Below are 26173 nucleotides of genomic sequence, written 5' to 3'. Positions count from 1 at the left end.
ATGGGAGATCTGGCACCATGGCAAAAAAGGTACGAGAAAATGCTTGTCCTTGCCCTCTTGTTTGGTCTAATGAGTCAATATTTGTTTGTCGGTGCGCCTGCCGGCATTTCGGTTATGGTGTTTATTCTGGGATTTTACGGACTGTTCTTCTATTCCATCAAAGGAAGAATGGGTGGCTTTGAGAAATGGCAGGGTCAAGCGAGCGCAGGCTGGCTGCTGCTCATTCCTATTTTTCTGCTCGCCTTAACGTATGTGCTCTACGCTAATAGTTTATTTAGGCAGTTAAACCTGTTTGCATTATTTGGACTAATTACTGCACAAACGGTGCTGATGACCAGGAGCAGCACGAAGCCCTGGTATCGCGGCATCTTTTATATAGAGCTTTTCTTTTTGGCGCTTGTGAAGCCCTTCGCGTTCATTGCGGTACCCTTCACACTGGTAAATGACCGCTGGAGAGGGAAAGAGAGCGGAAGCGAAACAAGAAGCAAGCTTGGCAAAATAGCGCTGGGCCTTGTAATCTCGGTGCCGATTCTCATCGTCGTGCTTTCTTTGCTGGCATCGGCTGACGATATCTTTTTATCGTGGCTGGCAGAAATTCCTCATTTGTTTGGCGATTTTTCTTATGGAGATGGGATTTGGCGGATCGTTGTAGCGGTGTTTTTTGCATTTTATGCTTTTTGCTATATATGGGGCCTGCTGTTCAATAAAACGATGGATAAGTCGAGCGGCTTAGCCGCCGATCCTCAGGCAGCTGCTTTGAACTCCAGCATGCGAATACAGTTTGATCCCATTACAGCAGGCACACTGCTCATCACGATTAATCTTGTTTACGTGCTGTTTGTAGTCATTCAGTTCTCCTATTTATTTGGAGCGGCAAATGGCTTGCTGCCAGAGGGTGCGGCGTACGCTGAATATGCGCGCAAAGGCTTCTCGGAATTGGTTATGGTCGCGCTGATCAACGTGGTTCTGCTTATGTGCGGCCTGCATCTGATTCGACGTACAAGTGCGGCGGCTGATTGGGTTCGCAAGCTGTCGCTAACGGTATTAATTGGCTGTACAATCGTCATGCTCGTATCGGCATACAGCCGGTTGTCGTTATACGAGGAGGCGTATGGCTTCTCCCAGACGAGATTATTGGTGCACGGCTGTATGCTGTACCTCGGCGTGCTGCTCGTTATTGCCATGCTCCGTATTTGGAAGGAGCAGTTCTCTATGGGCAAAGCCTACATTTGCGTGTCCATTATCGCTTTCGTTATTATGAATTATGCGAATCTGGATGCACGAATTGCTGCCAAAAACAGCGAGCGCTATGAGCGAACCGGAAACATCGATATTTCGTACCTCAAAACATTATCGACGGATGCGGCGCCGGAGCTGATGAGGCTGAGGGATAAGCACCCGGAGCTGAATGGGCTAAACGACGTCATTCATAAGCTTCAGCAGGAGGCTCAGCAGCATAGCAAGTGGCAGTCGTGGAATTTGTCGAAGCAGAGGGTGAAATAAAATAATGGAAACATGGAATGAAAAGTAAGGAGATAATGAGATGCGAATGACAAAAAAACGTTGGTTAGTTATCATTCCGTTGGCTGTTATCGCTATAATCGCCTTTCTCTACTATGAGAATAACGCGATTGGCATTACAAAATACGAGCTGAGTTCCGCTAAGCTGCCTGAGGGCTTCGATTCCTACCGAATCGTTCATCTAACGGATTTGCACAGCAAGTCCTTCGGCAAGGATCAGAATACCATTACCCGCAAGGTGAAACAGCTTAAACCCGATCTTATCGTCATGACAGGCGACCTTGTAGACAGCAGAAAGTACAATGCGGAAACTAGTCTTGCGCTGATGCGTCGAATGACCGAGCTGGCACCTGTTTATTACGTGACAGGCAATCATGAATGGGGCTCCAGATTTCCCTCATTAGCGAAAGGGCTTAGGGAGCTTGGCGTCCATGTTATGCGTAACGAAAGTGAGCTGGTTAAGCTGGGCGAGGGAGAAATACGAATTGCTGGCATAGACGATCCAACCTTTAACTACGAGGCGGATGGTGATGTTGCTAAGCTGAACGAGCATATGGCTACTGCTCTACAAGAGGTTGATCCCTCCGAGGATGCGTATACGATCCTGTTATCCCATCGCCCCGAGCTTTTTTCCGTATACGTCCAAAATAAAATCGATATCACTTTCTCAGGTCATGCTCACGGTGGACAGTTTCGAGTTCCATTCGTCGGCGGCTTGTTCGCTCCAGGACAAGGCTTCCTGCCAAAGTATGACGGCGGAAAATATGTAGAGGATAATTCAACACTAATTGTCAGCCGAGGCCTCGGCAATAGTGTCATACCACAGCGTCTGTTTAATCGTCCGGAGGTTGTGCTTGTAGAGCTGACTCGTACAGAACAATAATATAAAGAATAGCCTATAGAACACAAAAAGAGACCCACAGCATTCGGTGCTGTGGGTCTTCACTATATATATTACAAAAGGGGGTTGTTTTTATTATATGCGGCTTTCATTAAAGCAAGATGAAAATTAGATTTCAAGTTGATTACAAATAGATGGAAAAAACTGTAGTAATGATGTACATATCGGGAAGAAGCGTCGAATACACTTTTTTAAAGCGGAAAACTTGTCCGTTCATCGGAATGAGAAACGTTCATTGGCCGTTCAAGAACGGAGCAATTCGTTTATGTATATTCAGAGAGGATGGGATTTAACGCGATGATACAAACCAATTCGAGTATTGCAATCGTAGGAATTGGCACAGCTGTGCCGCCGCATAAGCTGGATCAAGCAGATACGGCGCGGAGGCTCGTCCAAGCACTTAGCGGCAAGCCGGATGCAGCACGCTGGGGGAGAAGAATCTTTAAGCAATGCGGAGTGGAAAGCCGCTATACCTGCGAGCCTAATCTGCTTATGGAAGCTGATGAATGCCGCTACTTGCCAAGCGACTCAGCGGAGACTGCTCCAACTACTGCGGAGCGCATGGCCATATATAAGCGAGAGTCGATACCGCTAGCATTACAGGCCGCAAGATTAGCACTAACCGATGGTGATGTAGAGCCTGCGGCAGTTACACATCTCATCACAGTGAGCTGCACGGGGCAATTTCTGCCTGGCATGGATGCGGCTCTTATACAGCAACTAGGACTTGCTCCTACGGTTACTCGTATTCCACTTAACTTTCTCGGCTGTGCTGCCGGCTTGAAAGCGATAGGATTAGGCCGGCAAATCGTAGCTGTCAACAAGGAAGCACATGTATTAGTCGTATGCGTTGAGCTTTGCACACTCCATATTCAACCATCGGGAGATAAGGAATCGCTATTTGCAGCCTCGTTCTTCGGTGATGGAGCATCGGCCTGCGTCATTGGTGCGAGCAAGCCCCACCATAAGCCGATATTCCAGCTGGGACAAGAGCATTCTGTTCTGCTGCCTGATTGCGCCGAGGAGATGGTGTGGGAGGTAGGCAATCATGGCTTTGATCTCTACCTCTCCCCGCATATTCCGAAGCTGATCGGAGAATTTATTCCGGCAGAGGTAGAGCGGCTATGCGGTGATGAAAGGCTGGACCTATGGGCGATTCATCCTGGCGGGAAAGGAATTATCGACATCCTGCAGAGCAAATTCAAACTATCTGACGAGCAAGCAGCACATAGTCTCGGGGTGCTGCGTGACTATGGCAATGTCTCCTCTGCAACGATCCTATTTGTACTGAGCGCGATGAGAAGCCATCTACAGGAGACTAAGTCGGATACGGTCAGCGGCATTGCACTCGCATTTGGCCCTGGCCTGACAGCAGAAATGATTAAGATTGCTTATGTGCCGGCGCTGATTGCTGAGGAGCAGCTGGTCGATGAGACGTATGCCTAATCGTTTGCGCTACCGGGCAGAGGCTGCCGAATTGATGGATGATTTCTCGGTTGGAGGCGACGAGCTCCGTGAAGCGCTGCGGCAGCTCCGCATTTTGAACCGAATTTTTGCGCTGCCTGGCCCGACGCTGTATGGGGTTAAGCGCCTTTGGGAGCATGCGAATAAGCCAACAAGCTTATCGATCTTGGACATTGGGGCAGGCTCCGGCGAAGTGAATCGGAAGCTGCTGGATTGGGCGGACAAGCAGGGAATTTCTCTTACCGTTATGCTCGTTGACGTTACGAAGGAAGCTTGCGAGGAAGCTAGGCTCGTTTTCCAGCAGGAGCCAAGAATACAAATTAAGCAGGGGAATTTGTTTGCGCTGTCGGAAGGATGCGCTGATATTGTGACAGGAACGCAATTTTTGCATCATTTTTCTGATGAGGAGCTGCCGGATGCGGTTGCAAGCATGCTGAGGACAGCGAGACTAGGCATTGTTATTAATGATATTCATCGGCACTGGATGGCTTGGTCGGCTGTGTGGCTGGTGACCCGGATCATCTCTACGAATCGGTATATATTGAATGACGGACCGCTCTCGGTAGCGAAGGGCTTTCGTGCGGAGGATTGGGAGCGTCTTGGTGAAAGGCTTGGACTGAAGGCGATGCGCTGCAAGTGGCGGCCTTTATTCCGCTATGCCGTTGTCATTGATAAGGAGAACAATAGTCTGGAGCAGGGAGCTGAGTAAGGTGGATGCTATGGTTGATGTGGCCGTACTGGGCGCTGGTCTGGCTGGCAGCAGCGCAGCCAAAGCACTTGCAGACAAGGGCTGGGAAACGCTGCTTCTGGATCGACAGTCTTTTCCAAGACATAAAGTATGCGGGGAGTTCCTGTCGCCGGAAGCACAGAGCACGCTGCAAGCACTGGGCCTAGGCGATTCTATAGCAGAGCTTGGGCATAGCGAGCTTGAGCGGGTCAGGTTAATTTTTGAAAATGGGGCTGAGGTAGATATGGCTCTGCCAGGCAAGGCATGGGGGATCAGCCGCTATTCGCTTGATGCTGCTCTTCATCAGGCCGCTGCGCAGGCGGGTGCAGCGCTCCAAACAGGCCGGACGGTAACGTCTGTCCGTGCGACAGATCGCGGCTTTCTCATTCAGACCAAACAAGGCCGCGAGGTCGGCTCGCTTGAAGCAAGAGCTGTTATCGCGGCGTGGGGGGCGAGCCAGCGTACGGAGCTGGCAGGCTACCTGGGTCAGCCCGCTAGAAAGCCTTCCTACATAGGAGTGAAATCACATTTTCGAGGCATTGCGATGGAGCCGGTTGTGGAGCTTTATTTTTTTCGCGGCGGCTATTTAGGTTTATGTCCTGTTGAAGACGGGCTCGTTAATGCTTCTGCGCTGCTGGAGCGAGGGGCAGTAGCTAATACAGGAAAGACGATTCTTACTATACTGGGCGGTGCTGCTCAGCGAAACAAAAGGTTATTTGAGAAGCTTAAGCATGCTGAGCCTGTACTGGGCTCTCAGGCGGCTGTTGCTCCTGTCTATTTAAATCGAAAGCTGTTCCCCTGGGATCAGCAACTGCCTCTTCTTGGCGATACGTCTGGAATGATACCTCCGCTTTGTGGGGACGGCATGTCAATGGCGCTGCGCTCGGCAGCCTTATGTGTTCCGCTCGCTGATCGTTATTTGCGTGGGCAGTTATCTATGGCTGAGTGGGAGCTCGCTTATACGCGGTCGATTAATCGTGAATTCAAAGGCCCGCTGCGCTGGGGCGCTTTTCTGCAATGGCTGTTTGGCATGACAGCAGTGACTGATTGGCTGCCGCATGGGGCAAGGCTTGCCCCAGGTATAGTACAAGGGCTTTGGCAGGCGACAAGACTTAAACCTTTCCAGCTATAAGCGGACGTAATTTTTTGCGAGGAGGAGCATAGATATGGGATTGCAAAGGGTGGCACGTCTGTCCTTTCGGTATCCGCGGCTGATACTCACCTTATGTCTGATTGCTTTCCTCCTTGCAGGCTCTTATGCGCTCAAGCTGGATTCCGTCCTACAGGACCATGGCTTATATCCACAGCATGGCCAATACGCGAAGGTGCAGCAACTGCTCGCTTCCGATTTTAATATCGCTGACAAGCCCGTGATGCTGCTGTTTGAGAAAACAGACGAGGTTGCCGAGCGGCGATTTTCTTGGTTTATCGAGCAGACATTGCTTCGAATAAACGATATGGACGGTTTGAACTCGGTCATTTCCCCGCTGGAGCGGCAGGGGATGCAAAGCGGCAATTATGCCTATGCGCTCTTATCGTTCCGCTATCCTCCATATCAGATGGCTGCTGTGCTTGAGAAGCTGGCAGAACGATTGCCCTCGTATAACGGCATTTCGATCAAGGTAACGGGAGATTCAGTTGTCCAAGCGGATGTGAACGAAGCGAGCTATCATGATTTGGCCCTTGCAGAGCTGATCGGCATCCCCTTTGCTTTTCTTCTTTTATGGGTCTTATTCCGCAAGCTGATCGCTGCGCTGCTTCCCATTGCAATCGGTGTTATGGGTGTTACGATTGCGATGGGCCTCATGTACGGAATAGGGACAAGGCTTTCGCTCTCCAATTTTATTTTGAACGTCATTCCGATGGTAGGGCTGGCACTAAGCATTGATTTCGCTCTTGTGCTGGTCAGCCGATTCCGCGAGGAGCTAAGCAAGGGCCTACTGCCAGTGGAGGCACTAGGTGTCACGATGAAGACAGCTGGCAGAGCTGTTTTTGTATCTGCAGCCACTGTATTTTTGGGCTTGCTAAGCATCGTTTGGATTCCGCTGCCAATGTTTTCCTCCATTGCGCTTGGAGCGATGACCGTAGTTGTGGTTACTCTAGTGCTGACCTATACGCTGCTGCCTGCACTCCTTGCAATCTGCTTGCCGGCGTTATATGAGAAGAGAGGCTCCCCTAGAATCATCCACAGAGCCTCGGTATGGGAGAGACTAGCTCGTGTTGTCATGCGTCGGCCGATTAGTCTTGGTTTAATCGGGGGGAGCTTACTAATCTTATGCTTGCTGCCCCTAGCCAGCATGAGGATTGCCATGCCAGATGAGACATCGCTGCCGCAAAGCTACGCTTCCCGTATAGCGGCAGACACTTATGCGGCTTCGTTTGAACCGCCCTCCACATCCAAGGTTTGGGTTATTGTGGAGGGCAATACAAATTTCCAAAGGCTGTCGGATTGGACAGAGGCTTTGAATATAGCCAAGCGGCTGGAGCATGATCCAGCCGTTGTCCGCGTCGACTCTGTGTTTTCTGCGCTCCATTTATCACCCGAACAAATGCTGAGAATAGCGAAAAGACCCCTTCAAATGAAAAAATATGAGTCTGTGCTGCAGCCGCTGTTAAAGGACAATCGCATGCTGCTTCAGGTGACGCTGGCAGGTGCTCCTTCATCCAGCACGACTATGGACTGGCTTAGAGCATGGGAGAAAAAAGGAGATGGGTCGCCGATCTCCATCTCGCTTGGCGGGGAGGCTAAATATCAGCAGGAGGTATTCGATCAGGTTTTTGGGAGTATCGGCTACGTGCTGCTGTTTCTAGTCATCTCTAATTTCATTGTGCTCGTTGCCGCTTTTCGCTCTATTCTGATTGCGGTAAAAACGATTCTGCTGAATCTGCTTTGTATAAGTGCTTCGTATGGTATTTTAACTTGGATTTTTGTAGAAGGAAGGCTTGGGATGGAGCCAAGCAGCATTGCGATCATGATTCCGGTCTTTATTTTTGGCCTCGTATTTGGCATCAGCATGGATTATAGCGTTTTTCTCGTATCGCGAATTTATGAGGAGTATCGCAGAACCGGCAGCAACGAGCAAGCAGTTGCTGGGGGACTAGCAGCTGCCAGCAAAATCATTACGTCGGCCGCTGCCATTATGATTGCAGTAACTGCGCCGTTCGCATTTGCAGAGGTAGCAGGGGTGAAGCAGCTGGGCATCGGCATAGCGGCGGCTATATTTATCGACGCAACGATTATCAGAATGGTGCTGGTCCCCTCGTTAATGAGCCTGTTTGGCAAATGGAACTGGTGGGCGCCGAGGTGGCTGAAGCGGCTAATTCATACAGAATAGGAGAAGGCAGCCGCTAACAACGGCTGCCTTCTTTACGTCAACAGGCGGATACGCGCGGCGGGAGCAGCCTCGACCCGGTCTGCGCCTTTGTTTTGCAACATAACTGGATATATGATGTAATTAGTCGTCATGCTATGTTTAAACGATTCAGACCGTACAGTATAAAGTAAAACAAAGTTAGGATGATCAGCTGATGAAAATATTGCTTGTGGAAGATGATAAAACGATAGCATCTGGATTAGAATATTCGCTCCAGCAGGATCACTATACGACCGTTCTTTGCCACGATGCCGCATCCGCGAAAAAGGTGCTTGCAGAAGAGCTGAATCAATTTGATTTATGCTTGTTCGATTTATCGCTGCCAGACGGCAGCGGCTATGATTTGTGCAGCATCGTGAAGGAGCGGAGCGATATTCCAGTCATATTTTTAACGGCGATTGATGATGAGGTCAACGTTGTGATGGGGCTGGATATGGGAGCTGATGATTATATTACGAAGCCCTTTCGAATTCGTGAGCTGCTGTCGCGGATCAAATCGGTTTTGCGCCGTTACCAAAATCAAAGCCAGACACAGACCAAAGCGATCATTGAAATTGAAAATATTCGGATCAATACGCTCGAAGGTAAGGTTCTGAAGCACGGCGTTGAAATAACCTTAACCGCTTTGGAGTATCGCTTATTGCTTATCTTCGCCAATCATATCGGGCAAATTCTTTCAAGAAGCCAGCTATTAGAGCGTATTTGGGATGTGGCGGGAGATTTCGTGAATGACAATACATTAACCGTGTACATAAAAAGGCTGAGGGAAAAGCTGGAGGATGATCCTCAAAATCCAACGATTATAAAAACCGTGCGCGGACTCGGCTATAAGGTCGGTGAATAGCATGCTGCGCAACAGGGAGGTTCAAACTTTACTGCTGGCGATGGGTGCGATAAGCCTTGCGGCGATCGTTGCGGCTGCGTATGTATCGTTGTTAGCTGCGATTATCATGTTCATCACATCCACTCTATTAATCGGCTGCTGTCTAAGGTTTACAAGCTGGAGATATCGCGAAATAGCAAAGCTCTCGGACTATTTGCGTCAAATTAATAGCGGTGATTACTCGCTTGATGTCCGTGACAATCAGGAGGGCGAGCTTAGTATTCTAAAAAATGACATCTATAAAGTAACGCTGATGCTGTCAGAGCACGGCTCGCGCTTGCAGCAGGACAAAATGCAGCTTACAGACGCGATAGCTGACATCTCCCATCAGCTCAAAACCCCGATTACCTCCATGATGGTAATGGCAGACTTGTTAAGCGATGCGCGGCTGCCAGCCGCGAAAAGAACGGAATTTACTCGCAATATTCGTATTCAGCTCGAACGTATCGAATGGCTCGTATCTTCCTTGCTCAAGCTCTCGAAAATCGATGCAGGAACGGCCCAATTTAAAAAGGATCGAATACCAGTGAGCAGGCTTATACAAAAAGCATTGGAGCCTGTCCTGATTCCGATGGACATTAAAGAACAGTCCATTTCGATTAAAGGGGAAGACGAGACTTCTTTTGTAGGTGATTTAAATTGGACGACGGAGGCATTTATTAATATTTTGAAAAATAGTGTCGAGCATACGGGTGAGGGCGGAGAAATCACCATTTCTTATGATGAGAATACATTGTTTACCGAAATTCTCATTACTGATAACGGGAAAGGCATCGCCAAAGAAGATCTGCCTTATATTTTCAAACGGTTCTATAAAGGGAAAAACGCAAGTGAAGGCAGCATTGGCATAGGCCTTGCTATGGCTCACAGCATTATCGTCAGTCAAAACGGACATATTGAGGTTAAGAGCGAAAGAGAGCAAGGCACACAATTTCGGATTAAGTTTTACAAGCAGATCATTTAAGCGCAAGTGACTAGATTGTCATTTTGCAGTCACTGGAAAGTCATTTTAGACAGCTATACTAACTCTATCAGCAACTTATGGAGGTTATTAATTTGGAGATTTTGAAGATAGAGCATCTGTCTAAAGTGTATGGTAAAGGTGAAATGGCGGTTAAGGCGCTTGATGATATTTCGTTCTCGGTAAAGCAGGGCGAGTTTGTAGCGATTATCGGTCCGTCAGGCTCGGGAAAATCAACATTGCTGCATATGCTGGGCGGTGTTGATCGACCGACAAGCGGCAAAGTCATCGTGGATAACACAGACATTTATAATTTAAATGAAACACAGCTGGCGATCTTTAGACGCAGACAAATTGGGCTCATCTATCAGTTTTATAATCTTATTCCGGTGCTGACGGTTGAAGAAAATATTACGCTGCCCTTGCTGCTGGATGAGCATAAGGTGAATAAGCAGCAATTCGATACGATCGTGAAAACGTTAAATCTTCAAAGCCGCTTAAATCATTTGCCTAATCAGCTCTCCGGCGGGCAGCAGCAAAGGGTATCGATCGGCAGAGCGCTAATTAGCAATCCCGCGATCATGCTGGCTGATGAGCCGACTGGGAATCTCGATAGCAAAAATAGCGGTGAAATTATTGATTTGCTTAAAATGTTTAATAAAACCTATAATCAGACGCTAATTATGATTACCCATGACGAGAGAATTGCGCTGCAAGCAGATCGAATTATTGCCATTGAAGATGGAAGGATTGCTAAGGACGAGGTGGTTCGTCCATGAATATTGTAAACAAGCTTACGTTAAGACAATTAAAGCAAAATAAAAGAAGAACACTCGTTACGATCATCGGAGTCATTATTTCCGTGGCTATGATTACGGCGGTTGCCACGATTGCTGTATCCTTTATGGGATTATTTCAAAGGCAAACGATCGCAGACGAAGGCGAATGGCATGTGCTCTACAAGGATGTAAATAAAGGGCAGCTTGAAGCGGTTAAAAACGATGAGGCAACCAAAACCGTTGTCATCTCCAGGGATTTTGGTTATGCGCCTCTCGAAGGCAGTCAAAATGATAACAAACCGTACTTGTTTATTAAAGAGTATAGTGCTTCAGGCTTTGAGCAGTTTCCGATTGAGCTCAGCCAGGGTCGGCTGCCGCAGGCTGCAGATGAGGTCATTATTTCGGATCATATTTTATCAAATGCCAAGGTGGACTATGAGATCGGCGATACATTAACGCTTGATGTCGGAGACCGCGTCTCAGAAGATGGAAGTCAATTATTGACTCAAGTAGATCGGTTGCGCACGCAGGATGAGGATACCGAAACCTTTACGGTTAAACAAACGGCAAGCTATACCATTGTAGGCATGATCAAACGTCCTGTATGGGAACCGACATGGGCGCCAGGCTATACGGTCGTTACCTATATAGACGAAAGCTTGCTAGAGGCAGACGATAAGGTCAACGCAGCGGTCGTATTAAAAAAAGTGAAAAGCTCCTTATTTGAGCATGGGGAAGCTTTGGCGAAGGCAAACGGTATAGAGAGCATTAGCTTTAATAATAATTTATTACGCTATTATGGAGTAACGGGCAACGACGGCTTACGCAGCACTTTGTATTCATTATCAGCGATTATTATGACAATAATCATCGTTGGCTCTGTTTCATTAATCTATAATGCCTTTGCGATTTCAGTGTCGGAGCGCTCCCGTCATTTAGGGATGCTATCGAGTGTAGGCGCTACGAATAGGCAGAAAAAAAACTCGGTGTTTTTTGAAGGAATGATCATTGGGTTGATCAGTATTCCACTCGGCATCGTATGCGGTCTAATCGGGATCGGCATCACTTTCTGGTTCATTAATGCTGCTATTCAAGGCGCGCTAGGCATCTCGGAAAAGCTGCTGCTGACGGTCACGCCCTATTCAATCGTCGTAGCCTGTGCGGTGTCGATGCTGACAATTTTTATTTCAACCTATCTCCCAGCGAGAAAAGCTTCTAAAATCTCAGCGATTGATGCGATCAGGCAAACTACCGATATTAAGCTTACGGGCAAAGCGGTGAAAACGTCAAAGCTCATTCGCAAGCTATTCGGAATTGAAGCGGAAATTGGCTTGAAGAACTTGAAGAGAAACAAGCGCAGATACCAAGCAACGGTATTTTCACTTGTCATTAGTATCGTGCTTTTTCTAGCTGTATCCTATTTCACCGACAGTTTAAAGAAATCTTTAGAGCTGTCGCAGGATGGTGTGAATTATGATATTCAAGTATCGATAGGCAGTGAGGCTAGTCAAGCAGAAGAACAGCTGATGAGCTCGATTGCATCCCTTAATGATGTTACGGAATTTAGTCTGATGAAAGAAATGGCTATGAGCTCATGGATAAACGAAGCGGCGATTGCGGATGAATTGCATGAAAGGGCAAAGCAAGAAATAGATTTGCTAAAGAACGGAAAACTTCTTTACTATATCGGTATCCATGCATTGGATGAGAAGAGCCTGCGAACCTATGCAGAAGCAGTAGGTACGGATTATAAGCAGCTAATGAATCCAGACAATCTGGCTGCCATCGTTATTGATACGATTCCTTATGAAGATATGGAAGCAGAAAAGTATGTAGAAACGAAAGCTATTCATGCAAAGGTTGGCCAAAGCCTCGACGTACACTATAACAATGAGGAAACAGGCGAAGAAACAGCCGCAAGCAAAGTGAAAATCGCCGCATTGACAGATCAATTTCCTATGGGGGTATATGCCGCTGGAATTGGTGGTTTGAATATCATTGTCTCGGAGGCTGTATTAGATCAATTGCTTAACGATGATGGTAGCTATAGAACGAACTATTTTCTGAAAAGCACGAATCCGTTAGCAACGCAGCAGGAAATTGAAGAAATGAAATTAAGCAATTTTTATATTAGCAACTTGTATCAATATCGAAAACAAGAAGAACAGATGATTATGTTAATGTCCGTATTTACGTATGGCTTTATTTTGTTAATTACGGCGATCTCCATTGCCAATATTTTTAATACGATTTCAACAAGTATTACTCTGCGAAAACGCGAATTTGCGATGCTCAAGTCTGTCGGGATGACGCCAAAAGGTTTTAATAAGATGATTAACTATGAGAGTGTGTTTTACGGCATCAAGTCGTTAATGTATGGACTGCCAATCAGCATCGTGGTTATGTATTTGATTCACAAATCATTGATGAACAGCTTTAGATATTCGTTCGTGCTTCCTTGGGAAAGCCTTATCTATGTTATCGTTGCTGTATTTATTATGGTTAGTTCAGCAATGCTGTATGCCAGCTCAAAAGTGAAAAAGGAAAATATTATAGATGCTTTAAAGCAGGAAAGTATATAAAACCGAAGAAAAAGTAAAAAGAAAAGGCTGTAGGTTGATTAGACCTTCAGCCTTTTCGGCGATTCGATGTTGAAAATAGTCATTAATCTACGGAGGCGACCGTTTGCAATTTGTCGCTGGCTAGCTTTTGAACCATTTTCCAATCGGACAAATTTTGCTCGAGCTGTTCGACCAGCTCGTTGACAGCTTGAATGAAAGGTACCTGCCCGCTTGATCGGATGGATTCAATAGATTGCAGCATCTCCTCTGACAAGGGACTATGAGCGGGAAGAACCGAAGCGAGCTGCTGAAGGGCAAGCTCGATGGTGGTAGCTGATACCGTCGACTGCGCGCCGACTGTATCTTGTTTTGTTTGTTTCTCAACTTTTGGAGGGGCAGCTTTTGGTTCAGCTGGCGGCTTGGCGCGTTCTGCCTTGTTCTGCTCGTGGGTCGACCAGGTTTCAATAAGGCCGCTTCCTGTTTTGAATAACAGCTTGTCTTTCGTGCTGTCCGAAATGGTCTTATCCTTAAAGAGCTTGGCGATCTTCTTCACATCGCTTACCGGAAGCTCGTCTCTAGCTGCGATAAGCGCCAGCGGATCACGATGCTCCATCGGCAAGTCCTTCAGAGGCAGAAGCTGGTCTTCTGTCAGCTTATCCTTCTTAATTTCGGTGCCGCTCACGATGAGTCTCTTCACCGCATTGCTGAATTTGAGCAGCTCGCATTTGTTTTTAATATAGGCTTCGGGCTTTCCGAGCTTGCCTGACAGAAACTTAGTAGAGCTTCTAAACTTAGAATCGTTCAGCAGCTTATGGAATGCCTCAGCTTCTTCAATGGGAGAGAAGCCTTCACGCGTAAGATTTTCGGCGATTTGCTCCAAATAGATTTCCATTTCGTCCGTAACGGTCGAGACGATACATGGAATCGTAGGTCGTCCGAGCATTTTGCTTGCCTTATAGCGGCGATTGCCATATATGATTTTGTAGCGGCCATTAGCAGTCGTTCTTACTTTGATCGGTGAAAGCAGACCAATCTCATCAATGCTCTTCATTAGCTCCTGCAGCGCGTCCCCGTCAAACTGATACCGCGGCTGATCCGTATCCTCATCAATCAAATCCATAACAATTTCAATAATGTCCATATGATATCTCCTTCGGTCTTGGCTCATTCTATTATATAGCATGGGAGTAAATGAGGGAACGATTGGGCGTCTCGTCGATGCTCGGATCATTTGGAAAAAAATGAAACTTATATTCAGCGCTGCTCGTTAGTATTGAAAAAGGGGGGAAGATCATGAGAAGATTGGGGAAAAGTGGTGCTTTACTCTTTTTAACTATAGTCATATTACTTGCAGGCTGTAGTAATAAGCCTTATGGGGAATACAAGGATAATGAGATGATTGGTTTTGTAAGCAGCTATAACGATGAGCTGAAGTCCATTGATTTTGATATAAGCGAATGGGCGAAACGAGATGAAATAGGACCAGGTATAGATGACTGGGGTGCATCCTATAAAGCGTTTGTGCTTTCGAGCACAATCATAACGAATGAAGCAGGAGAGCGTTTAAGCTGGGAGGATCTGAAGCTAGGGCAAAAGGTGCAGATTAATCCTCCGCAGACGAAAAAAGTTACGGATACGCCGGATGAGCTTATTATTTTGACGATGACAAACGAGCAATTATTTAAACGGATGGGCTTGATGGCTAGCAAAAAAGGCAGCTACCGAACGACAGTTGTATACGATAGCGGTCAGGAGTCTCCTTTTCAAATCGAAGAGATTGAGAAGAATGCAAACAGCATCCTTCAAGGCGGGTATAGTGCGCGAGAGTATGATCCGAATTATGTGCTGGATGTGAAGACGGCTTTTGAAATAGAGACGTTTCCGGTTATTCTAGTGTTTGATAAGGAAAAGCTTGTGCTGAAGACGAATGAGCTAGAGGCTGCTGCGTCATTTATTAGCTCGCAGCATCATAAAACTGAAAAAAAATAAAGGTGTGAATCCTATGGAAGAAATACAAGGCGAGCTGCTGACAAAGGAACGTTTGAAATCTGATTTTACTAAGCTTGGAGTAACCCGTGAGATGACGGTGATTATGCATTCCTCGATGAAAGCGATTGGCGGCTTCGTCGTTGGAGGAGCTGCTGCTGTCGTTTTAGCGATAGAAGAATGTATAGGCAATCAAGGAACACTTGTCATGCCAACACATACGAGTGATCTTTCAGATCCGGCGAACTGGAGATATCCCCCTGTTAATAAATCGTGGTGGGACCCGATTAGAGCGGCGATGCCCGCATTTGCTGCTGATCTTACTCCTTGCAATAATATGAGTGTCATCAATGAATGCTTTAGAAAACAAAACGGAGTTGTGCGAAGCAACCATCCTCAGGTTTCTTTTGCCGCATGGGGTTCTAGAAAAGATACGATAACCGCTGATCATAGTCTCGCCGCTTGCCTCGGTGAGCGCTCGCCGCTTGCTCGGATTTATGAAGCAGATGGCTGGGTGCTTCTGTTAGGCGTTGACCACAATAAAAACACGTCGCTGCATTTGGCAGAGTACCGTGCAGAGTATAAGACGAAAGCAGAGTTGACTAACGGAGCGCCGATATTGATAGATGGAGAGCGTCAGTGGGTCAATTTTCAAGATATCGATTTTGAATCGGATGATTTTAATGAGCTTGGCGAAGCTTTTGAACAGGAGACAGCGCTTGTTCGCAGAGGTAAAGTGGGCGGTGCGGATGCGATGCTTATGCCGATGAAGGAGTTAGTTGATTTTGCAGTTAAATGGATGGAAGCGAATAGAGGCAGCTAACGATGAATAGATATGTCTTGGGAACTATTTGAACTGGGTATAAAGATGTAAAAAATTACCCTAATGTCGAATAATGGTGGTATGATGATGAATATTGTTATTCGAAAATCATCAGCCCGAATTGTCAGAAGCGACAGCTCGAATGGAAGGGCACAAAGGGAGAAGCCGACCAATGGTAGCATTATTAAGAAAGCATTTGATTGTCCGTATTTTATGTGCGATGACGGTAGTTATGATCTTGATTGCTGGAGGCTATATTGCTACTCAGGTGGCTCAAACCAAATCAGCCGTTGAAGAAGCAATTAACAGCTATAATATCCGAATCGCTGAAAGCTATGCGGCAACGCTGCAGACGGATCGATATGTGGAATTTTTAAAGCAGCCGCAGGAGACGGAGCTCTACTGGACCCTCCGTGAGGAGCTTGATCAATTTCGCTCGCAAATAGGGGCTCGTTACGTGTACTTTGTTCGTTTTGATGAACAGCGGCAGCCCCTTATTATGATTGATGGATTGCCGAAGGACGATGCGTCGGCTTCTCCTATTAATGAAGTAACGGATATGCCGGCTGCTGCTGCGGACAAGGTTTATACAGGTAAAAACGCAAGCTCGCCGCTTATTGAGAATCCCCTTTACGGCTCTTATTTATCTGCTTACGTTCCTTTGAAGGCTGCGGGAGGAGAGGTTGTTGGTGCACTTGGCATCGATACGGATGCGGCTGTCTTCCAGCAGCTGGCAGCGGATGTAATATGGGAAAGCATGCCTCTTTATATCTTGATGCTCGTGGTCACCATTTTACTGATTGGAGCGATCGTATGGTTTGTGAGGCGCTCCATGCAGCCCTTGCAGACGGTAACCGCCAGCGCGGAGAAGATGGCAATCGGAGATTTAGCGGGGGCCAATATGATTTTGCGGGCGAATCCGGTACGGTCAATCGATGAAATTGGTACGGTGTATCAAGCCATGCTTACGATGTCGGAGCATCTGAACGAGAGGGTGCGAGCTGTGGTTCAAAATGTTGAGAATACTTCGGACCAACTCGTAGCTTCTTCACAATCGTTCGCCAGCCATACCGATCAAATGCTGCAAATGGGTGAAACGATGAATGGCTCAGTGCAGCATATTTATGAAGGGGCGCATACTCAGAAAAAAAGTGCTGATGACAGTGCTCTAGCCATGGAGGAAATCGCGCTCGGCATTGTGAAAATTGCAGAATCCTCTTCAACCGTGTCGGATGCAGCAGTGCAATCATTGGAAATTGCACAGTCGGGGGAAGCTGGCATGAAGCAATTAAATGCTCAAATTAGAAGCATTTCAATGTCCGCAGCACAGACGCTGGATATTGCAAGGCAGCTGAAGGGCTATACCGGCGAAATCGAGCATGTTATCGGTTCCGTACGTGAATTTGCCGATCAGACGAAGCTTCTTGCCTTGAATGCTTCGATTGAAGCGGCAAGAGCAGGGGAGCATGGCTTAGGATTTATGGTCGTAGCGAAAGAGGTGCGCAAACTGGCAGATGCATCGGCCTCGTCGGTGCAGCAAATCTCGACACTGCTTGGCAACATCGAAGTGGAGTCTGGAAAAATCAGCGATGAGATGGAGAAGGCTTCGACGGAAATTGAAGAGGGTGTTGCGTTATCGGGTCAGGCGGCGGACTCTTTCTTGCATGCAGTGGAGTCATTCCGCCTTGTAAGCGAGCAAATCATGGAGGTTTCGGCAGCAACCGAGCAGCTCACTGCTGGCTCCGAGGAAGTTGCGGCTACTGTGGTCGCTATCGCCGATATCGCAAGCGGTATATCCGAGCAGAGTGAGCAAATTCAACAGTTAACGTCGGATCAGCTAGACATGATGAAGCAGATTTATGAGGCTTCTGTCGTAGTGAGTGCGAACACGAAGGATATGAGACAGGCGATTAAGCAGGTTAATGTTTAATACATATATTTCTGCTATGCTGCGAAGAAGAGGGATAGCCATGCAAGAGGTGTTGCGATGCGCTTGTTTAGAAGCATTGCAGCACCTCTTTTTCCAGCAGCTATCAGCTTAGCAGCAGCTTTTTATCTAAATATTTCAAAGCTTTTGCAGAGCAAAGCTCGCTTAGCTCCGTTTTAACGACCGCTCGCACTTCTGCTAAATCCTCTTTGGACTCCAATTCTTTCCCAAGCGCAACCTGCAGCCAATGCTCAGAGCTTTCGAAGCACATGCTGCTCCAGCCTCCATCGAAGTCCGTTTCCTGTGCTCCAGTAATGACGATGTCTGCAAAGTTCTGCAGGTCGATGAGCGCACGATCATAATCCTTCTTTTGCTCTTTTGCCGTAAGCCCGCTCTCCTTGCGGAGGTTGCGAGAGTCGATATTTCCAGCTTCTTTGACGAGTTGATAAATATTTCTCGCATTTTGCGACATAAGACCGCTGCTGTAGCGCTCTTCTACGCTTTTGCCCTGCGTAAGCAGCAGCTGTACCTTTGGGAACAGATCTACGGAGATGAAGCAGCCTTTTGTGCCGAAAAATTTTCCATATGCCGCATGCTCATCCTTTACAATTTTGACGCGCCATGGCCAAGGGTCAAACTCAGTTTCTGTATGCCAGCTGTCACTCGGGACGACGGAGGTTAGTGAAGGATATTCGGGAATGAAATCAGAGAATGGAAAAATCTTATATTGCTGAACTAAAGCTACAAACTCAGAATAGGTGGAGATGTTCATTCGTTCACTCCTCTAATAGAATACTAGAATATTCTAGTTGTATCCTAGAATATCCTTCCTTACACCTTCGTAGGAAATAGACAGCGGTGCAAAAGCAGTATGAAATTTGAATAATCATACATAAACTGTAACATTTCCTTAATTCAGGCGTCTATAAATACGAATTCGTGTTACTGATCACTGTATATAATTTAAAATGAACGTCAGAATTGTGATGGGATGATGGTTCATTTTTAATAGGCAATGGGACAGAAGCACAATAAGCTTAACGATTTTACAGGAGGTTAGGCGAATGAAAAAGTGGATGAAAACGGCAGCTGCTGCATTAACAGTAGCAGGAGTGTTAAGTGTGGGATCTGCTGCAATGGCTGCTTCTGCACCACAGTCTGTTAAAATGTTTATAAATGGCGTATATCAACAGGATGTCTTGAATGTGAACGGCAGAACGATGGTTCAATTGAGGGCGTTTAATGATCCTGCCAAGATCAGCTATACCTATGAGTCCGCTACTAAAACGATCATAATAAATAATACTGCGCAGAAAAAGACGATTCGCCTTAAAGATGGCTTGAAAACGGCAGATGTAAATGGCAAAAGCATAGCCTTAGATGCACCAGTAACCGTCCAGAAAGGACGTACCTATGTTCCTGCTCGATTTGTAACCGAGACCTTGGGCGGAACAGTTGCTTATAATAGCACGACAAAGCAAGTTATTGTGCGGACGCCAACGGGAGTAGAGCAGTTTGAAACGTTAAAAAGCGGTGATCTTGCGAAAGCGCGCGAGCTCGCACTTAATTTGACCAGATTGAATAATGGTATAGATGTTCGTCCTTATGGAGAAGGCTTCACAACGGTATACACCTTCCCTAAAGGGGAAGCACTTCGCTTTTTTTGGGAGTACAAGGGTTTGCTGAATTATATTGAAATCAACGTGGACGGTCTCGCTGAGATGAAGTGGCAGAAGGATACCTTAGGTGTAAATGGTGAAGCGGGCAAGGAGCCAATGCCATTCGGGGAGTCTGTTTATTTCAGTGATCATTTTATGGCAGACTTATTGAGCTACGGAACGATTGATAGCGAGGGAAATCGCACGGAAATAGATGCTATCACAGGCTATTCAAAGGGGATTATTGTACCAATAGAAGGAGAAGTACGGACGGATACTAAATAACAAGATTACTCATGAGTAGAAGGTGAACATTCATTTGTTTTTATTAGCTAAAGAAATGAGCGGTTTGCAAGAGATTGCCGTTTACGATTCGAACCAGTTGTATGGGCAAGTAGGGAAATACCGGTTTCTCCAGTTCTCGAATGAGGCCATCCAAGGTGCAATTGATTTAAAGAACCCGGGTCGTATTGTGATGGAGTATCCGAGAGCGATTATTCATTTGATGGAGTGGAATGATCGGTCGTTTGAAAATGTGTTTATGATTGGGCATGGCATTGGAACCATCGCAGGTCATTATTCGGATAAACGATTTACCATTGCAGAAATTAACGAGAAGGTCGTGGAGCTTAGCAAAGCTTATTTTCATTATCGCAGCGATGATACGGTTATTGGAGATGGACGCCAAATTCTATGTGATCAAGCGCCCGCTGCCTTTGACTATATCGTGGTGGATGCTTTCACGAAGGAAGGTACTCCCTATCATTTTACAACGTTAGAGTTTTTTCAATTAACGAGAGAAAAGCTTACTGCAAGCGGAGCTGTTATTATGAATCTAATGGGTAAAATAAAGAATGATAAATTAATAAATGCGATTTATACGACATTTAGAGAAGTGTATCCTTATACGAAGGCTTTCTCGCTGCCAGCAGAGGATGCGGCCGACATTCGAAATATTATAGTTATGGGCAGTAGCAAGGCGATTGATTATGAATCGCGTGTTATGGCAGGCTTCTTCGAGATCGAATTAGCGGAAGGCCATAGGATGTTGGACAAAGAATGAACCGGCAACTATCTTCCATTTCATAAAATACGACGCCCTCTCTATCCTTTATTTGTGGAATGCTGTTCGGGCCGTGCTTGATGCTCCTGGACCATCCGCCGATACTCACGCGGCGTCATGCCGACAATTCTTTTGAAGTGAATGAGGAAAGCGTCGATATTTTTGTAGCCTGCCTCTTCTGCTAGAGTGCTGATTTTAAGCTGGGATCTCCTTAGGAGCTCGCAGCTTTTTTTGATGCGCAGATGCTGCAAGTAATGAAGGAAGGTTTGTCCGGTGCGCTGCTTGAATACGCGGCTGAAATGTCTCTCACTCCATTGGCATTGCTTCGCAAGCTGCGCCAGCGTTATGTTTTCTTGGGCATGCTGCTCGATATAGTGCAATATATGATGAAAATGAGCAGAAGCATTTCCTTCTATGGAAGCATTGGATTTGTTTTGCTGTAATCGATAGATCGATAAAAACAGCTGAACGAGCAGTGTCTGCAAATAAGGATAAGAACCGCTCTGCGGAAGCTCGTATTCACGAAGGAGATTTCGGAATAGCCCCTCGATGACATGATCAGAATCAAAGAGAGTTTGAAAGGCCGCTGGCTCCGTGAAACGGTACTCTAGATCATCAATAATCGCCCGATCTCCAATCCATATGCCAAGCTGCTGAAGGAGTGACGGCAAGAAAACACAATTGTATACGATTAATGGCGGGTTGATAAGAGAAGGCGTAGAGGGCCGGAAAACATGGGATATACCCGGCGGCAATAGAAATAATAAGCCTTTGTAGACGGGGATGACCTCATCGCCAATATGATGGAAGCCCTTTCCTTCAGCTACATAAGCCAGCTCAACAAAATCATGATTATGCAGCGGCAAATGAAAGTTCTCCTCGGCTCGGTTCACATAGATGAATCCATTTCTATGGAGAAATTGCTCTCCTTTGTATAATTGCGAATGCTTGCTCGTCATTAGCTATTCGATCCTTTCATTCAATGTCCTTTTCAAGGGATTAAATGTCCGAAATGGGGGTAATTGATTCCTTTGATTTTACTATAATTATAGTTGTAATGCACGAGCATGCCTATTGAGAAATGGATATAAGAGGAGCGGAATAGCATGATAGATCAAGGTTGGAATGCGAATTGGATTTGGGGCGGTGAGGTGGAGAGTCCGCGCAATGAATGGCGCTGCTTCAGAAGGAGCTTTAAAGCTGAACAGATGGCGGGTGCACCTGTTGGTGAAACTCAAACGACACTACGTATTAGTGCGGATTCTCGCTATGTTCTTTATATTAACGGTGAACAGGTAGGCAGAGGGCCTGTGCGTTCATGGACCGTTGAGCAATTTTATGATGTATACGATGTTGGTCATTTGCTTATACCTGGCGAGACGAATACGATTGCGGTGCTCGTCCTTCATTTTGGCGTATCCACCTTTTATTATGAACGAGGCCGCGGCGGTTTGCTTGTACAGCTGGACAGAAACAGTGAAGCAGGTATGGAAACACTGCTAACAACAGATCAAAGCTGGCGAAGCTCCATTCATGAAGGCTATCACACACGCTCCTCACGTATGTCCTGTCAGCAGGGCTTCTCAGAATATATAGATGCAGCCATGTGGGCGGAGGATTGGTCAAACCGCTCCTATAATGACGAAGGCTGGGAACAAGCACAGCTCATTGGGCAGGTTGGTACAGGGCCATGGAAGAGAGTGCAGGAGCGGGATATTCCATTGCTTGCGGAGGTTCCTGTCTATCCTTCACGAGTATTGACCATGAACAGCGTAAAAAGCTTTACCTTCTCTACAGCGATCGATATACGGAATCAGATGCTGGTGGGAAGTGAGAATCATGCTAATCACATCAGTTATACGGGATATGCAGCAACGGTGCTTTCGGTACAGGAGGAAACGGATATCGTACTCGGATTTCCTAGTGCTGGAGAGTGTGTAAGAGCGGTCTCGTTAAATGGTACCACATTAGATGAAGCTGAATTTACAGGCGTGCTTCCTGAGCGATATGCCTCCATTACTCTTCGTAAAGGAGATAACCTGCTAATTATCGATGTAAGTGGACAGAAAATTCATACCGGCAAGCTGCACATGGGTATTTATAGCGAAACGGCTGTAGAGCTTCGCTCACCACTTGTTGACGAACAGTGTACGGAGGATGCCTCTGCTTTTATAACGATAGGCCCATTCGACAGCACCGTTTATTTGGATCATCAAGAAAGCAGAGAGATTGATTTCGAGGATGAACAGTATAAGCAAGTGATCCATAACGTTTTTGATGTAAAAGATTTGGAAGCGTATTCCTCCTATATTCGTTCTATTCCTGAAAGCTTAGTGAGCGAGGCAGATGTCTTTGGTTTATCCGTCTGGAAGAAAGAAAGCACTCCGCGCAATATTCCAGCAGCGCTGCAGAACATCGTGATTCCGAATGCGTCGTTTGGGGTGATACCGGCCTACTCGGGGCTCGATACGGAGCTAATCATCGACTTCGGCAAGGAGCTTACTGGTTATCTAACCTTTGAGGTCGAGGCAGGAGAGGGCACTATTTTAGACTTTTATGGATTTGAGTATAGGACAGCGGATTACCTTCAGCATACGTTTGGTCTAGATAACACGCTTCGTTATGTCTGCAAAAAAGGCAGACAGCGCTATTCATCACCAGTACGAAGAGGAATGCGTTACTTAATGCTTACTGTCCGCCAGGCGAATCAACCTGTAAAACTGTTCAATGTTCACTATTTATCGAATCATTATCCAGTAGCAGAGATCGGTAAATTCCAATCGTCTGATCCGATGCTGAACGATATTTGGGAAATTAGCCGCCATACAACGAAGCTTTGTATGGAGGACACCTTTGTGGATTGTCCGGCCTATGAACAGGTTTTCTGGGTAGGAGACAGTCGTAATGAAGCTTTAGTAAGCAATTATTTGTTCGGTGTGAATGAGATCGTGAAGCGCTGCTTGCGTCTTGTGCCCGGCTCCAAGGATCAAACACCTTTATACGCGAATCAGGTGCCAAGCGGTTGGAGCAGCGTCATTCCGAACTGGACGTTCTTCTGGGCGATTGCATGCCGAGAATATGTGGAACAGACGGCTGATTTGGATTTTGCTAAGGAAATGTACCCGCATATCCGATTTACGCTAGAGCATTATTTGAAGGAAATCGATGATGATGGCCTGCTGGCGATAAAGGGCTGGAATTTACTCGATTGGTCACCCATTGATCAGCCGAACGAAGGAATTGTCACACATCAGAACTGCTTCCTAGTAAAAACCTTGCGAGTAGCTTCTGAGATGGCATATCTATCAGGTGATTTGGAGGGTGAAGGAAAGTTTGCTGATGCAGCAGAAAAGCTGCAGGCAGCGATCAACCAGCATCTTTGGTCGGAGGAGCAGTCCGCTTATTTGGATTGTATTCATGTAGACGGCCGCAAATCAGATATATTTTCTGTTCAAACACAGGTTGTTGCCTATTTGACAGGAGTCGCGCAAGCTGAACGCCGCGGCGTGATGGAACGTTATTTGACCGAGGCTCCTTCCCATTTTGTACAAATTGGCAGTCCGTTTATGTCCTTCTTCTATTATGAAGCATTGTCTGAGGCGGGGCGCTACTCCAATATCGTTGATGACATTCGCAGAAATTTCGGACAAATGATCGAGCATGATGCTACAACTTGCTGGGAAATGTACCCTAATTTCACGGAGAACCGTGCTAACCCCAATATGCTGACCAGAAGTCATTGTCATGCTTGGTCGGCAGCGCCAGCTTATTTCCTTGGACGCGAGGTGCTTGGTGTTCGCAGCAAGGCTATGGGCTGGACAGAAGTTGATATTATGCCAAACCCATGCGATTTAACTTGGGCAAGAGGCACTGTTCCACTATCTGAAGAGGGTCAAATCGATGTTTCGTGGAAGCTGATCGCAGAGCATGTAATAGAAATCTCTGTTGCGTACCCAGCGTCGGTGAAGGTCAATATCAAGGTGCCTGATGGGTATGAGGGAATTATCAGGGAGAAAAAGATTTTTTAACATCATATATGAAGATGAACGTTAACGAGCGATTTAAAAACTTTCCTTATTTCAGCAGCAGTAGTTACTGTGAAGGCTGCTATACAGAGCGCCAATAGGTGACTTTGGTCATCTACTAAAAAACAGCTATATTAAGCTATCCTGCAAATCTGCAGGATAGGTGCCAACATCAACGAAACGGACGCATTTAATATGGCGAAAACTTTCAAATAAGTAAAGAGGTTGTCCCATAACACGATAGACTACGGCGGAGTAGTTCATTATTAAGCGGAATTAGTGGCAGATGATCGTCACAGCGAGCGGATAAGAACACATAGGTGCTTATGGCGGTGAACCTGCGAGTATTCTTGGGTGATAAGCGCATATATGCGCTTATGATGTGGAATTAGTGGCGGATGATGGTCACAGCGAGCGGATAAGAACACATAGGTGCTTATGGTGGTGAAGCTGCGGTTATTTTTGAGTGATAAGCGCATATATGTGCTTATGATGTGAAATTAGTGGGGGATGATGGTCACAGCGAGCGGATAAGAACATATAGGCTCTTAAAGTTCTTAATCTGCTAAAGCAAGCAGAAGTGAATAAACAAAGGAAAATGGCGGTTCAGGAATAGACACCTGCACCGCCATTTTTTTGAAATTTTAAGTTTTCCCACTAATAGCGAGCATACCACTTTTGGGACGGTCTTTTATTTAGATTGCATTTTCAGTGTTCGCTCAACAAGCTGGAGGAGCTTTTTTATGAACTTGCAACAACAAAATGCAGCTTAGCTGTTTCCTAGTACAAATCAAACATATTGACTTCATAGCCTTGTATTTTCAAATAGGTAAATAGCTGTGCGCGGTGATGCTGTGCGTGAGTCGTAATCTCAATGAGCCATTTCGCCTGTACGGAGCTATGCTCCAAATAAAAGGGTTTTGTTGCTTTGTGCAGAAAATCCTCATCCGAAAGGTTTTCCATATAAGCTCTCACTTCAAGCAGGCCGGAGGTCATCCACTTAACTATGCTCTCGGCATCACGATCCTCGGCAATATCAGCTTCCAGCTTACGGATTGCGGCTTCGCTGCTTTCCTGAAGAATCAACAGATCAGTTGAGGGAACGGATACGAGATGGTGAACGAGCTCAAGCAGCGATCTCATATTGCTTTGCGGTCTGTAATCCCAGTGCTCGGAGGATATTTTACGTATTAAATTGGAGGATGTCTTAACGATAAGCTCTAATTCTTCTAATAGTAATGCTTTGATTTCTTGAACGGCTGGCATGAGTCACGCTCCATTTTTCATATTTGATTGAGTCCATCATAAGTGGGCTTGATTCTGATTGTAGCTTATAATAGTGACAACAGTTGTCATAATTATAAAAATAATGGGGTAGAGCTATGTCTAAATCGAAACGACTTATAGAGTTGATGATGACCGTAAATAGAAAGCGCAAATTTACCGTCAAAGAGCTTGCTACGGAATTCGAAGTATCGACGAGAACGATATTAAGGGATTTGCAAGAGCTGAGCGAGCTA

21 protein-coding genes (1 of these 21 cut by a window edge) are annotated in these 26173 nt (G+C 46.2%); 17 read left to right on the top strand and 4 right to left on the bottom strand.

Annotated features, from left to right (window positions below; genetic code table 11):
* The 10 genes from MHI37_RS26765 to MHI37_RS26720 all read left to right on the top strand — a co-directional run bounded on the left by MHI37_RS26765 (position 1) and on the right by MHI37_RS26720 (position 13192).
* A complete protein-coding gene (locus tag MHI37_RS26765) occupies positions 1-1503 on the top strand; it encodes a DUF4173 domain-containing protein (RefSeq protein WP_076339338.1) in 1503 nt (500 codons plus the stop codon).
* A gap of 40 nt (positions 1504-1543) precedes the next feature.
* On the top strand, positions 1544-2404 hold the full coding sequence (locus MHI37_RS26760) for a metallophosphoesterase (RefSeq protein WP_076339337.1): 861 nt from the start codon (positions 1544-1546) through the stop codon (positions 2402-2404).
* A 315-nt stretch (positions 2405-2719) separates the two neighbouring features.
* Positions 2720-3868 (top strand): type III polyketide synthase, encoded by a 1149-nt coding sequence (locus MHI37_RS26755; RefSeq protein ID WP_076339336.1) that lies wholly within the window; start codon positions 2720-2722, stop codon positions 3866-3868.
* Positions 3861-4595, top strand: coding sequence for a methyltransferase domain-containing protein (locus MHI37_RS26750; RefSeq protein WP_076339352.1), 735 nt, complete (start codon positions 3861-3863; stop codon positions 4593-4595). The genes MHI37_RS26755 and MHI37_RS26750 overlap by 8 nt, the downstream gene beginning before the upstream one ends.
* A gap of 10 nt (positions 4596-4605) precedes the next feature.
* Positions 4606-5745, top strand: a complete 1140-nt coding sequence (locus tag MHI37_RS26745) for an NAD(P)/FAD-dependent oxidoreductase (protein ID WP_076339351.1) — start codon at positions 4606-4608, stop codon at positions 5743-5745.
* Between the two features lie 34 nt (positions 5746-5779).
* On the top strand, positions 5780-7948 hold the full coding sequence (locus MHI37_RS26740) for an MMPL family transporter (protein ID WP_083676512.1): 2169 nt from the start codon (positions 5780-5782) through the stop codon (positions 7946-7948).
* Positions 7949-8141: 193 nt separating this feature from the next.
* Positions 8142-8831 carry a response regulator transcription factor gene (locus tag MHI37_RS26735; protein WP_076339335.1) on the top strand — a complete coding sequence of 230 codons (690 nt, stop codon included), beginning with the start codon at positions 8142-8144 and terminating at the stop codon, positions 8829-8831.
* A 1-nt stretch (position 8832) separates the two neighbouring features.
* Complete coding sequence (locus MHI37_RS26730) at positions 8833-9834, top strand: HAMP domain-containing sensor histidine kinase (RefSeq protein ID WP_076339334.1); 1002 nt, start codon at positions 8833-8835, stop codon at positions 9832-9834.
* 92 nt (positions 9835-9926) lie between these two features.
* The gene (locus MHI37_RS26725; protein WP_076339333.1) at positions 9927-10610 is read left to right on the top strand and encodes an ABC transporter ATP-binding protein; all 684 of its coding nucleotides are present in this window, start codon (positions 9927-9929) and stop codon (positions 10608-10610) included.
* A complete protein-coding gene (locus tag MHI37_RS26720; RefSeq protein ID WP_076339332.1) occupies positions 10607-13192 on the top strand; it encodes an FtsX-like permease family protein in 2586 nt (861 codons plus the stop codon). Before MHI37_RS26725 ends, MHI37_RS26720 begins: the two co-directional genes overlap by 4 nt.
* Positions 13193-13274: 82 nt before the next feature.
* Here the strand turns inward: MHI37_RS26720 and MHI37_RS26715 are convergent, their stop codons facing one another.
* Positions 13275-14312: a ParB/RepB/Spo0J family partition protein gene (locus MHI37_RS26715; RefSeq protein WP_076339331.1), complete on the bottom strand. Its 1038-nt coding sequence runs from the start codon at positions 14310-14312 to the stop codon at positions 13275-13277.
* A 152-nt stretch (positions 14313-14464) separates the two neighbouring features.
* Here MHI37_RS26715 and MHI37_RS26710 point away from each other — a divergent pair, with 152 nt between their 5' ends.
* The 3 genes from MHI37_RS26710 to MHI37_RS26700 all read left to right on the top strand — a co-directional run bounded on the left by MHI37_RS26710 (position 14465) and on the right by MHI37_RS26700 (position 17910).
* On the top strand, positions 14465-15160 hold the full coding sequence (locus MHI37_RS26710) for a hypothetical protein (protein ID WP_076339330.1): 696 nt from the start codon (positions 14465-14467) through the stop codon (positions 15158-15160).
* Positions 15161-15173: 13 nt separating this feature from the next.
* Complete coding sequence (locus MHI37_RS26705) at positions 15174-15980, top strand: AAC(3) family N-acetyltransferase (protein ID WP_076339329.1); 807 nt, start codon at positions 15174-15176, stop codon at positions 15978-15980.
* Between the two features lie 172 nt (positions 15981-16152).
* Positions 16153-17910, top strand: coding sequence for a methyl-accepting chemotaxis protein (locus MHI37_RS26700; RefSeq protein WP_076339328.1), 1758 nt, complete (start codon positions 16153-16155; stop codon positions 17908-17910).
* A gap of 103 nt (positions 17911-18013) precedes the next feature.
* Here MHI37_RS26700 and MHI37_RS26695 read toward each other — a convergent pair whose 3' ends face one another.
* A complete protein-coding gene (locus MHI37_RS26695) occupies positions 18014-18679 on the bottom strand; it encodes a hypothetical protein (protein ID WP_076339327.1) in 666 nt (221 codons plus the stop codon).
* A gap of 292 nt (positions 18680-18971) precedes the next feature.
* Here MHI37_RS26695 and MHI37_RS26690 point away from each other — a divergent pair, with 292 nt between their 5' ends.
* Both MHI37_RS26690 and MHI37_RS26685 read left to right on the top strand, forming a co-directional pair.
* Positions 18972-19850 carry a copper amine oxidase N-terminal domain-containing protein gene (locus MHI37_RS26690; RefSeq protein ID WP_076339326.1) on the top strand — a complete coding sequence of 293 codons (879 nt, stop codon included), beginning with the start codon at positions 18972-18974 and terminating at the stop codon, positions 19848-19850.
* Positions 19851-19905: 55 nt separating this feature from the next.
* Entirely contained in the window at positions 19906-20628 is a 723-nt protein-coding gene (locus MHI37_RS26685) for a fused MFS/spermidine synthase (RefSeq protein ID WP_076339349.1), read from the top strand.
* A gap of 41 nt (positions 20629-20669) precedes the next feature.
* On the opposite strand, the gene MHI37_RS26680 is transcribed toward MHI37_RS26685, so the two are convergent.
* A complete protein-coding gene (locus MHI37_RS26680) occupies positions 20670-21587 on the bottom strand; it encodes an AraC family transcriptional regulator (RefSeq protein ID WP_076339325.1) in 918 nt (305 codons plus the stop codon).
* 147 nt (positions 21588-21734) lie between these two features.
* Here MHI37_RS26680 and MHI37_RS26675 point away from each other — a divergent pair, with 147 nt between their 5' ends.
* Entirely contained in the window at positions 21735-24656 is a 2922-nt protein-coding gene (locus MHI37_RS26675) for a family 78 glycoside hydrolase catalytic domain (protein WP_076339324.1), read from the top strand.
* Between the two features lie 777 nt (positions 24657-25433).
* Here MHI37_RS26675 and MHI37_RS26670 read toward each other — a convergent pair.
* Entirely contained in the window at positions 25434-25919 is a 486-nt protein-coding gene (locus MHI37_RS26670) for a DinB family protein (RefSeq protein WP_076339323.1), read from the bottom strand.
* Positions 25920-26035: 116 nt separating this feature from the next.
* Here MHI37_RS26670 and MHI37_RS26665 point away from each other — a divergent pair, with 116 nt between their 5' ends.
* Positions 26036-26173, top strand: the beginning of a protein-coding gene (locus tag MHI37_RS26665) for a YafY family protein (protein ID WP_076339322.1). Its footprint extends 810 nt past the window's final position; 138 of the gene's 948 nt are visible here — the first part of the coding sequence; its start codon is at positions 26036-26038; its stop codon lies beyond the right edge, outside the window.

Source organism: Paenibacillus sp. FSL H8-0548 (assembly GCF_038630985.1).
GTDB lineage: Bacteria > Bacillota > Bacilli > Paenibacillales > Paenibacillaceae > Pristimantibacillus.
Note: the sequence above shows the minus strand (reverse complement) of the source record. Positions and strands in the feature narration are given on the sequence as shown.